Genomic DNA, 10,101 nt, shown 5'->3' on the forward strand with positions numbered 1-10,101 from the left:
CAAAATAACATTCGCTGGCTTATTCGATCAGATCGCCGAAAGCTGCCGTAAGATTCGACTCGGTTCTGCACGCTGCCAATCGGCTTGAAAACTTTGCTGTGCTTTTAGTGTGTTTACCTTGTCCTCAAAGCTGTAAAAGCCCATCTCTTCCGCATCGAGTGGCTGGCTGATAAAGCCTGCATGATCGCTAATCACAAAAAGTCTATCTGGGTTGGCTAGTGCTAATTGTGGCTTGCGGATTTGAATGCTCGATGATAATCGTCGCTGAAGTTTTAGTAGGTCGCTATCGTCTTTCAAAAGTAGCTCGGGCCTGTCTATGAGCAAGCAAATTGAACGATGCCTGGAGTAGCGCACAAACGATGAAAATGTCGCTAACACGTCTTCTCTGCTAAATAATGCGTTTGGCAGTGACTCAGCTCGAATACAGAGTTGTCTAGACGAGATTTGGCAAATTTCGTCAATTCGTAAAGGCCAGTATTGAGGCTCAAGGTTTAATTTTGTCTGCCAATGTAGAGTGTTGAGGTCAATCATGGTTTAAGCCAAGATAATTAAACGGTGAATACTCAAGCATAAAGATATACCATATATCCAAATATTCATTATAACTACAGTCATTCGCTATCATGTCTCGTTTGTGCATTATCTTTATTATTTCAGCCTTATCTGCTTGCGCAACTTATTCAACCAATACGGATATTGCCTTCGATGGGCTTAGGGTCGATCAGAAGCCAGAAGTCTTATTAACTGCTGAGGGTGTTGAGGCGTCTAAAATTGATTATCTAGGCTGGGTAGTAGCAGAAGTAAATCGGCCTTCATTTTTCCACAGCAAGCCGACCAAAGCTCAGGCAGATATTGTGTTGGCACATTTGGCCAAACAGCGCGGTGCACAGGCGGTATTGTTTGTTGAATATGACTGGAATGCGTTTGGTAATTTGTCAGCGCGGGGTCAGGCGATTTTGCTTGAGGGGCAGTCGAAGCCGCCATTAAAGCAGCGTGTTGAGCAGCGTCAACAGCTTGAGCTAGAAGAGAAAATTCAAAATTATGCTGATACGGCTAAATCTGACCCAAATAACGCTATCATTTTAGATGTCGAAGATGATCCATTGGCTGCTGCTTATATGGCTGCTAACCCGATTGAGCAACAGCTTAAAGATGCAGGCCCCAATATGGTTGAGCTGCCAGAAGCGGCTTTGTTGAGCGTTATTGATGAATTAACGCAGCTTCAAACAGAGGCTTATCAAGCCAAAAACATCTCGCTTTATGCCACAGTTACCGACTTGCTTTATCAACTAAAGCAATACCAATAAGCCCATGCGAAAAATGTTTCATCAGCGCCTATTTGCGTTGCGATGGGTGATGTTAGGCATGTTTGTCCTAGGTGTTGGGCAAAGCATCGAATTTGCCATTATGCCTATGTTAGGTAGGGCGCTTGAGATCGATAAGTTAGTGATTGATCTGCCGGCCTGGGGTATATATTACCAACCCAAAGAGCTGGCAATTACTGTACTGGCTTCGGTTACTGCGCTTAGCTTTTCAATTTTTACGCCGTTTTGGGGTAGGCTCAGTGATCGCTTAGGCCGAAAACCATTCATTGTTTTCGGCCTGTTTGGCTATGCGCTTGGCATGGCCCTGTTTTGTCTGGTTGCATGGCTTGGGCTGATACAGTGGCTCAGTGGCTTTGCTTTGTTCCTGGCGCTATTTTTGGCTCGAGTTGTTCATTCGGCATTAAAATCAGCAGCTTATCCTTCAAGTAATGCCTACATCATTGATTCAGTGTCAGTCGCTGCGCGTACCAAGGCATTGGGCAGTTTAGCAGCGGCAACGCAGATTGGCTCTATGCTTGGGCCAACCTTGGTATTTTTAGTTGCGATAAGCTTTTTAGCACCTTTGCTGTTGCAGGCGATAATTTGTCTGGCCTTGGCAGTGATCGTGATGTTGTCTCTGCCTCATACGCGGCCTGATGAATCAGGCCTAGAGCAGCAGAGGAATAAACCGCTGCGCTATTTCGACCAGCGATACCGTCAATATACCTTGCTTTGCTTGCTGTTATATCTTGCGATGGGCATGGTACAGCAAACGCTAGGCTTTTATTTTCAAGACTTGCTGCGCCTTAGTACCGCTGAGGCAGCCAGTTATTTTTCACTCTCATTGATGGTCTCATCAGCAGCGATGTTATTTGCGCAGTTGTTTGTAGTGCAGCGATTTCGTTTTCCGCCTGAATATTATATTGGCTTTGGCTTACCCGTATTAATGCTGAGTTTTTTAGCGTTGGCCTTATCATCGCAGTTGCTGCACCTTATGCTAGCTTTAGCTGGTTTTGGTTTTGCATTTGGCTTAATTGGCCCAAGCCTTGCCGCTGCTGCATCAAAATCTGTGCTGCCGCAAGAGCAGGGAGGGCTATCAGGTATCATCGCTTCTGTCTCTGGACTGGGTTTTGTGATTGGACCGTTGATTGGTGGATTTCTTTATTCTCTGACGCCGCAGGCGCCTTATTTTTTCTCGTCGGTGATTGTTTGCACAGTTATTTTTGTTTTTATCGTAAAAGCATATTTTTTTCGTAAAAACGCTTGCCAATAAAGGCTAAATCCGTAGAATACGCAGCACTTGAAAGGGCAGTGATTAAACCTGTTTTTTCAATATCTGTCCCGTTCGTCTAGTGGTCTAGGACACCGCCCTTTCACGGCGGTAACAGGGGTTCGAACCCCCTACGGGATGCCATATTTAAAAAACCGACTTCTACGAAGTCGGTTTTTTTTTGTTAAAATTTGACTATATGTCTGAAGTTAACGCCAATGCGTCTTTTTCAAGGTGTAACTACAACTTTAAGCTTTTTCGCGCAATGAGGTCTTATTTGAGCTAATTTACGTTTAGTCACTGTTATCAAGCATGTTATTTAAAAAAGTATTCTTTATGGCTCTCAAATATGGTTAAAACTCCTTGTATAGGTATTTGCACGACAGGTATTGGTGATGATGTGTGCCGTGGTTGTAAGCGATACAAGCATGAAGTGATACAGTGGAATGCCTGTGATGATCGTCAGAAACAGGCCATTGAGAATCGACTAGCATCTTTACTTACAACTATTGTTGATCATCGGTTAAACATTGTTTGTGACGAAAGTCTAATAGCTCAACTAGATATACAGCCTGTGCGATTGCCTAAGCATCGCAATCTGCACTGTCAATTATTTGAATTGATAAAAGCTGGCGCCAGCCAAATAAGCGATACGCTTCGCTTTGGCTTTGAAGTAAGGCCATCCTTTCAGCATATGTCGCTGGCTGAGCTCTACGAAGATATGGACAAAGAGTTCTATTCGCTTTCTGTTGCTCATTACCAGCGCTATTTTAATCAATACAGCGGTGTTTGACAGCCGTATTAAAGCGTCCAATAAGTCGCTATAATAAACGCATGTACACCATTCCTGAATTAGCTGATTTTCTTGGCTGTGAAACCCCGCAAAGCTGGATTGACTTGGCCCTGGCCAATCAAAGCTTGATGTTGGTAGATCATGCCAATTGTGAGAAAAAAGCGGCGTCTACCGCCTTAACCTTAATCAATCGCTGCATCGATAAGCCTGATTTGTTAAATAAAATGTCCAAGTTAGCGCGTGAGGAGCTAAGGCATTTTGAGCAGGTGATTGCGATCATGAAAAAACGCAATATCGATTATATTGCCGTATCTGCGTCGCGCTACGCCAAAGGCATGCATCAGCATATTGCCAGCAAAGAGCCGCAAAAACTTGTTGATACTTTAATCGTCGGTGCGTTTATTGAGGCACGCTCATGCGAGCGGTTTGCCAAACTGGCCCCGCATTTAGATGCCGAGCTGGCTAAATTCTATACCTCGCTGTTGAAGTCAGAGTCGCGGCATTTTCAGGATTATTTAAAGCTTGCGATCAAATATGCTGATTATGATATATCAACGCGAGTCGAGTTTTTTCGCCAGCAGGAAACTGAGCTGATTCAAACGGCCGATACCGAATTTCGTTTTCATAGCGGCGCACATATCGCCGCCTAATTGTTTAAGAGAGACATCATGAGTTTTACCGGTACTGACAACTATGTTGTTACAGAAGACCTGCAGCTTGCTGTAAACGCATCCATCGCCTTGGCTAAGCCTCTGTTAATAAAAGGTGAACCTGGTACAGGTAAAACCTTATTGGCCGAAGAATTAGCTTCTGGTTTAAATAAACGGCTGATTCAGTGGCATATCAAGTCTACGACTAAGGCCCAGCAGGGGCTTTACGAATACGATGCGGTGTCGCGTTTACGTGACTCTCAGCTAGGTGTAGAGGGTGTTGAAAACGTTGCCAACTATATTAAGAAAGGCAAACTGTGGGAGGCATTTGATGCCGATGAGCAGGTGGTTTTATTAATTGACGAGATAGATAAAGCTGACATCGAGTTTCCCAATGATCTTTTGGTCGAAATCGATAAGATGGAATTCCACGTCTATGAAACCGGCGAAGTGGTTAAGGCAAAACAGCGACCGATCGTTATCATTACCTCAAATAACGAAAAAGAATTGCCAGATGCATTTTTACGCCGCTGCTTCTTTCACTATATTAAATTCCCTGATCGTGACACGATGAGGCAGATCATTGATGTGCATTACCCCAAGGTTTCACAACAGTTAGTGTCAGATGCATTGAATGTGTTTTTCGAGGTACGTGATATTCCCGGTTTAAAGAAAAAGCCGTCTACTTCAGAGCTGTTAGATTGGCTTAAACTGTTGATGTCTGATGATATCCCGGATGAAATTCTGCGCGACCAAGAGAACAAGAATGCGGTGCCGCCGCTCTATGGCGCATTGATGAAAAATGAGCAAGACTTACACTTGCTTGAGCGTCTGGCCTTTATGCATCGGCGCGCACAGCGTTAATTATGCTGATTAATTTTTTCTTCACCCTGAAACACAGCGGGGTGCCGGTAACTATACGAGAGCTACTCGATCTGATTCGTGCCTTACAAGCAAGACTGGCATTTGCCAGCATGGATCAATTTTATATGCTCAGCCGCGCGGTCATGGTGAAAGATGAAAAATATTTTGATAAGTTTGATCGTGCCTTTGGTATCTATTTTGAGGGCTTGGAAGATTTTGATAACTTACTCGAGGCTTTAATTCCTGAAGATTGGCTGCGTAAAGAATTTGAAAAAGCACTGTCAGATGAAGATAAAGCTAAGCTTGAAAGTTTGGGCTCTTTAGAAAAACTGATTGAAGAGTTCAAGAAACGGCTTGAAGAGCAAAAAGAAAAACACGCCGGCGGCAATAAATGGATTGGAACCGGCGGCACTTCACCGTTCGGGCAGGAAGGATATCATCCTGAGGGCATTCGGGTTGGCCCCAATGGCAAGAATAAGCGTGCGGTCAAAGTCTGGGATAAGCGCGAGTTTAAAGATTTAGATGACTCTAATGAAATCACTTCGCGCACTATGTCGGTTGCACTCAGGCGCTTGCGTAAATTTGCACGCACTGGCTCGCAAGACGAGTTAGACCTCGATAATACTATTTCGGCGACCGCGCGGAACGCTGGTCTGTTGGATATTAAAATGCGCGCTGAACGACACAATGCGGTAAAAGTTTTATTGTTTTTTGACGTTGGCGGCTCAATGGATCCGTTTATTCGTGTATGTGAGCAATTATTCTCAGCCGCGCGCAGTGAATTTAAACACTTAGAATATTTTTATTTTCATAATTTTCTATATGACGGTGTGTGGCAAAACAATCAGCGCCGAAATTCTGAGATGATTGAGGTGAATGATATTCTGCATAAATATGCGCGTGATTATAAGATTATTTTTGTCGGCGACGCATCGATGTCACCGTATGAAATATTGCAGGCAGGCGGCAGTGTGGAATTTTGGAACGAGCAGCCTGGACGCTACTGGTTTGAAAAGCTGAAAGCCAATTTTGATAAGCTGGTTTGGTTAAATCCAGTCCCTGAAGAGCAGTGGCATTGGACGCAATCGATAGAGATTTGTCAGCAGCTCAGCGATGATAAGATGTATCCGATGACAATCGAAGGGCTTGAGTCGGCAATGGCCTACCTTAGCAAATAAGGGCTTACGGTCACAATTGCCGCAAGGCCGGGTGAAACGCGATTAAGGCCGCCGTTACGGCCACATTTAATGATTCAACTTGGTTATTCATGCCAATGCGCAGCCTTGCTTGCGCCGCCTGTTGCACGGCTTGGCTTACGCCTGTCGACTCATTACCCAGAACCAAACAGCTAGGCTTATCGAAGCCATAGTCAAATAAGCTCACAGAAGCCGCTAAATCTAAACTAGCAATACGATAGTGTGGTTTAATCGCCTCAAGCGCTTGCTCGATTGTGCGACAGCGGTAAATAGGGCACTTAAATATCGTGCCCGAGGATGCTTTGATGACCAGCGGTCCAAGTGCAGCGCAGCCTTTTTCTGGAATGATTAAGCCGTCAATAAACCCCGCAGCGATAGAGCGAATTATCATACCGATATTTTGTGGGTTAGTTATATTATCAAGCAGGACAATATGTTGGGCATGATCAGTGTCTAAAGACTCAATTGAATTAAGCTTGCTGGATAAGATATCTAGCGCAATACCTTGATCTTGCTTGCTGTTTTTAGAAATAAACGAAAGCTCGCGTTTAGAGTGATAAGTAACTTCAACACCGCGTTGCTCAGCTAGGCTTAGGCAATGGCGCAGAATACTCGCAGGTTTATTGCTATCGGCTAAGTGCAGCTTTTTGATGTTTAAATCGCTATCTTGCAGTGCTTCTTCGCAGGCCTTCCGGCCGTAAATGGTTAAAAACTGACGGTTTTTATGCTTATTCATATTTACTTGGCTTCATGGTAACAGAAGATTTCTATATGGAGATGCATTATGATACCTGATGGTGCATCACTCAAAGCAAATTAGTATCTTTCAGCCACTATGCATAGCTCTAACCATCTGTTTTTTGTCTCTACACCGCTGCACCTTTTGGTCAGCATAGCGATTATCGATACTGAGAACATTCAGCAGGCTGCACTGATTTTTATTGATCAAGTACCCGAAAAAGACAATATCTATGCTGAGATACTGGATAACTGGGAGCAATCGCCGTTTTGCAGTATTCAAATTTTTTATCGATCAATGCGTGGCAATATCAATAAGTTTCTGCAGCGTAAAAAAATCTTTAAGCAATTAGCCAATTTCATCGAAAGCTATCGACCGTCACATATTTATGTCGGCAATGATCGACGTATAGAGTTTCAATACGCTATGCAGCTTGCAACAGTCAAAGGTCTTGCGCCGCATGGCTATTATCTGGATGAGGGAACGTTTACCTACGTTGGCCGAAGCGCATCGTTCCGCTTTAGTGATAGGTGGCTAGATAATGGTTTAAAGAAGCTTAGCTATGGTTGGTGGTGGAAACATCCTGCAACAGTTGGGGCTTCTGCATGGATTAAAACCATTTATGCGTCGTATCCCGATCAAATTCACCCGCTACTTGCTACTAAGAATGTGCGGCATTTAAATCAACAGTATTGGTCTGCAAGTCGATTAAAAACATTTTGTCAGCTGCTGCTTGATCGATATGCTGCAAATATCGATTTTAGCAATTTTGATCTGATAATGACGCTACCGCATGAGTCAATCATGCAGTCTAATCCCTCATATGCTCAGCAATGTAGAGATTATCTCTCGACAAAAATATCCCAGGGTCTGCGTATCGCGGTGAAATATCACCCTCGAGACCAGCATATCGATGGGCTGCAGTTGGCTAAATTAGAAACAGTAACGATATTGCCGGCACTAATACCGTTTGAAGCTATGTTACCCATGCTTAAGCCGTCGGTGACTATTGTTGGTGACGTTTCGACAGCATTAATCACCGCAAAACTTTTGCGCGCCGATGCTCAGGTGCAAGCGATATTGGCAGCCGACGCAACACTGCCGAAAGAATTCGCTAAACTGTATCAACAGATCGGGGTGAAGTGCATTGAGGCAGCAGTAGCATGATTGAGTTGGATGAGCCAATGCTGATTGGCAAGGGGCGTGATCGACTATGTTATCTTCACCCTGAGAATTCATCGCTATGTATCAAAGTGTCAAAGTCTGGAGATAAACAATCATTAAGAGAAAAGCGCTATTTTGCATATTTGCAACGCCAAGGTGTAAATTTTGAACATTTGTCGCCGTACCGAGGATCTGTTTTAACTTCAATTGGAAAGGGCTTTTTATTTGACCTGGCGAAAGATTTTGATGGCAGTATTTCTCAAAATTTAGACTTTTTGTTGAAGAAGCATGATGTCTCATTGGCGCATATAGGCGATGCATTAAATGATTTACAGCTCTATCTGGCTCAACAAAAGATTTGCGTTAGAGATTTAAGTCCAAGAAATATTGTCTATCAACGTATTTCTGAGCGAGCATTTAAATTAGTTATTATAGATGGCGTAAGTAATAGTAACTGGAATCCACTCACAATACGTTTAGAATTTTTGTTAAAACGTGCGCAAGTAAAAGCGTGGAAAAGTTTAGAGCGAAAGCTGCAGCGCATTGATCAAAGCTTGAATCAGGAAAGTGTATGAAGCTAGTGATGACTATATTAGTGAAAAATGAGTTGGATATTATAGAAGATAATATTCGATTTCATGCTGATCAGGGAGTTGATGCGTTTTTAGTCATGGATAACGGCTCAACTGACGGAACCTTAGAAAAGTTAGAACACTTATCGGCAGAGTTTGATATTACAATAGTCATTAACCGTGGTGTATACAATCAAGGACCGTGGATGACCGCTTTAGCCAAGCAGGCTCGAAAAGAGCTCGGTGCTGATTTAGTCATCAGTAACGATGCCGATGAGTTTTGGTCAGCAAAATCTGGCAGTTTAAAACATTCGCTATCGACTAAAGACGCTGTATTATCTGTAAGACGGCTGAATATGGTTCAGCCTTTAAATGATATGGCGTCAGGAGTAGATTATCGCTTAAGTTGTCATCAGGTATCCTGTCCCATTTTATACAATAAGGCTGATCAAATTGCTAAGCAAGGTCTAGCTATACCATTAGCAAAAATTAGTCCTAAGGTTATTGTAAACCCCAAAGGTTTGATAAAAATCAAAGGTGGTAACCATCGCGCAAAACACATTCGTTTTTGGGCTTGCCGTGATTCTGACGATATTCAAGTGCATCATTATCCTATTCGAAATTATCAACAATTTGAGAACAATATACGTAACCGCAAAGCATTGCTAGACAGCGATCCGTCAACGCGCATGGGCGTGCACTACAAGCGATGGGTAAGCATTTTAGAACAGGATGGTTTACATGCAGAGTTTAATAATATGAGCCTGCATGAAAGTGATATGTCAACCTTAATTCGTTTAGGCGTTATCGATGTATTGCCTGAAACACCATTGTCACGATGGGTTGCCAATCAATGATTTTGCTGCTCAGCAATCATCGAGAAAATCACCGGTACTTTGAAACGCTGGTGCGGCATCTTGATAAAAATGCCAAAGTAATTAAAGATAAATCATGGTCATTCATTGATATTTCTGCGTTTATTTTTTTTAAGCGATTGCGCTATGACGATATCTATCAGTATTGGTTAAAAGAGCGCATTGCTGAAACCCAAAAGGCTGCTAATAGTATTCAAGCGTTTTGCTTTTTGCTGAGCTTGCGTTTGAATTATGCCAAGAATATCTATCGATTAAAAAAACATCGACCTAAAACAGTTGTTTTGTGGAATGGCTTAAAGCCACAGCGAGCTATTATGGTAGCGGCAGCAGCAGAATTGCAAATAAACTGCGTGTTCATGGAGAATGGGCTGCTTCCTAACACAACTGTTTTTGATCAAAAGGGGGTTAATGCGCTTAATAGTATGCCGAGGGATGCGGCATTTTATCAAGCGCTGCCTTCTCGTTCGTACACACCAAAAAAACTGGTGGCAAGAGAAGCTAAAAGAAACAAAATTTCATCAGAAAAATCATTGCCGGATAAGTATATTTTTATTCCATTTCAAGTAGATTCAGATTCACAGATAGTGATGTTTTCTCCATGGATACGCAATATGTCTGAATTATTTCAACTTGGGCTTGAGTTGCAGCAGCAGGTGCCAGAATATAAGGTGGTA

General features: G+C 43.0%; 12 protein-coding genes and 1 tRNA gene. 11 read left to right on the forward strand and 2 right to left on the reverse strand.

Annotated features, from left to right (window positions below):
- Window positions 1–27: 27 nt before the first annotated feature.
- Window positions 28–531, reverse strand: a complete 504-nt coding sequence (locus HRU21_09965) for a hypothetical protein (protein NRA42615.1) — start codon at window positions 529–531, stop codon at window positions 28–30.
- A 92-nt stretch (window positions 532–623) separates the two neighbouring features.
- On the opposite strand from HRU21_09965, the gene HRU21_09970 reads away from it, so the two are divergent.
- The 7 genes from HRU21_09970 (at window position 624) to HRU21_10000 (ending at window position 6,059) form a co-directional block, all read left to right on the forward strand.
- The gene (locus HRU21_09970) at window positions 624–1,307 is read left to right on the forward strand and encodes a hypothetical protein (GenBank protein NRA42616.1); all 684 of its coding nucleotides are present in this window, start codon (window positions 624–626) and stop codon (window positions 1,305–1,307) included.
- Between the two features lie 4 nt (window positions 1,308–1,311).
- On the forward strand, window positions 1,312–2,577 hold the full coding sequence (locus tag HRU21_09975) for an MFS transporter (protein ID NRA42617.1): 1,266 nt from the start codon (window positions 1,312–1,314) through the stop codon (window positions 2,575–2,577).
- Window positions 2,578–2,642: 65 nt separating this feature from the next.
- Window positions 2,643–2,718 (forward strand) — tRNA-Glu (locus tag HRU21_09980).
- A gap of 205 nt (window positions 2,719–2,923) precedes the next feature.
- Window positions 2,924–3,367, forward strand: a complete 444-nt coding sequence (locus HRU21_09985; protein ID NRA42618.1) for a DUF1289 domain-containing protein — start codon at window positions 2,924–2,926, stop codon at window positions 3,365–3,367.
- Between the two features lie 41 nt (window positions 3,368–3,408).
- Window positions 3,409–4,017 (forward strand): tRNA-(ms[2]io[6]A)-hydroxylase, encoded by a 609-nt coding sequence (locus HRU21_09990; protein NRA42619.1) that lies wholly within the window; start codon window positions 3,409–3,411, stop codon window positions 4,015–4,017.
- Window positions 4,018–4,035: 18 nt separating this feature from the next.
- On the forward strand, window positions 4,036–4,881 hold the full coding sequence (locus HRU21_09995) for a MoxR family ATPase (GenBank protein NRA42620.1): 846 nt from the start codon (window positions 4,036–4,038) through the stop codon (window positions 4,879–4,881).
- A gap of 2 nt (window positions 4,882–4,883) precedes the next feature.
- Complete coding sequence (locus tag HRU21_10000) at window positions 4,884–6,059, forward strand: VWA domain-containing protein (protein NRA42621.1); 1,176 nt, start codon at window positions 4,884–4,886, stop codon at window positions 6,057–6,059.
- Between the two features lie 10 nt (window positions 6,060–6,069).
- Here HRU21_10000 and HRU21_10005 read toward each other — a convergent pair whose 3' ends face one another.
- A complete protein-coding gene (locus tag HRU21_10005) occupies window positions 6,070–6,813 on the reverse strand; it encodes an RNA methyltransferase (protein ID NRA42622.1) in 744 nt (247 codons plus the stop codon).
- 99 nt (window positions 6,814–6,912) lie between these two features.
- Between HRU21_10005 and HRU21_10010 the strand changes: the two genes are divergently transcribed.
- The 4 genes from HRU21_10010 to HRU21_10025 all read left to right on the forward strand — a co-directional run.
- Complete coding sequence (locus HRU21_10010; protein NRA42623.1) at window positions 6,913–7,983, forward strand: hypothetical protein; 1,071 nt, start codon at window positions 6,913–6,915, stop codon at window positions 7,981–7,983.
- A complete protein-coding gene (locus tag HRU21_10015) occupies window positions 7,980–8,555 on the forward strand; it encodes a hypothetical protein (GenBank protein ID NRA42624.1) in 576 nt (191 codons plus the stop codon). The genes HRU21_10010 and HRU21_10015 overlap by 4 nt, the downstream gene beginning before the upstream one ends.
- On the forward strand, window positions 8,552–9,409 hold the full coding sequence (locus tag HRU21_10020; protein NRA42625.1) for a glycosyltransferase family 2 protein: 858 nt from the start codon (window positions 8,552–8,554) through the stop codon (window positions 9,407–9,409). The genes HRU21_10015 and HRU21_10020 overlap by 4 nt, the downstream gene beginning before the upstream one ends.
- On the forward strand, window positions 9,406–10,101 hold a 696-nt coding region (locus HRU21_10025), incomplete at its 3' end, for a hypothetical protein (GenBank protein ID NRA42626.1). The genes HRU21_10020 and HRU21_10025, both read left to right, overlap by 4 nt.

The organism is Pseudomonadales bacterium (assembly GCA_013215025.1).
Taxonomy (GTDB): Bacteria; Pseudomonadota; Gammaproteobacteria; order Pseudomonadales; family DT-91; genus DT-91.

Excerpts from the sequence above, each read along its gene's own strand:
- HRU21_09965 (NRA42615.1), bottom strand. The coding sequence starts at position 531 with ATGATTGACCTCAACACTCTACATTGGCAGACAAAATTAAACCTTGAG.
- HRU21_09970 (NRA42616.1), top strand. The coding sequence starts at position 624 with ATGTCTCGTTTGTGCATTATCTTTATTATTTCAGCCTTATCTGCTTGC.
- HRU21_09975 (NRA42617.1), top strand. The coding sequence starts at position 1,312 with ATGCGAAAAATGTTTCATCAGCGCCTATTTGCGTTGCGATGGGTGATG.
- HRU21_09985 (NRA42618.1), top strand. The coding sequence starts at position 2,924 with ATGGTTAAAACTCCTTGTATAGGTATTTGCACGACAGGTATTGGTGAT.
- HRU21_09990 (NRA42619.1), top strand. The coding sequence starts at position 3,409 with ATGTACACCATTCCTGAATTAGCTGATTTTCTTGGCTGTGAAACCCCG.
- HRU21_09995 (NRA42620.1), top strand. The coding sequence starts at position 4,036 with ATGAGTTTTACCGGTACTGACAACTATGTTGTTACAGAAGACCTGCAG.
- HRU21_10000 (NRA42621.1), top strand. The coding sequence starts at position 4,884 with ATGCTGATTAATTTTTTCTTCACCCTGAAACACAGCGGGGTGCCGGTA.
- HRU21_10005 (NRA42622.1), bottom strand. The coding sequence starts at position 6,813 with ATGAATAAGCATAAAAACCGTCAGTTTTTAACCATTTACGGCCGGAAG.
- HRU21_10010 (NRA42623.1), top strand. The coding sequence starts at position 6,913 with ATGCATAGCTCTAACCATCTGTTTTTTGTCTCTACACCGCTGCACCTT.
- HRU21_10015 (NRA42624.1), top strand. The coding sequence starts at position 7,980 with ATGATTGAGTTGGATGAGCCAATGCTGATTGGCAAGGGGCGTGATCGA.
- HRU21_10020 (NRA42625.1), top strand. The coding sequence starts at position 8,552 with ATGAAGCTAGTGATGACTATATTAGTGAAAAATGAGTTGGATATTATA.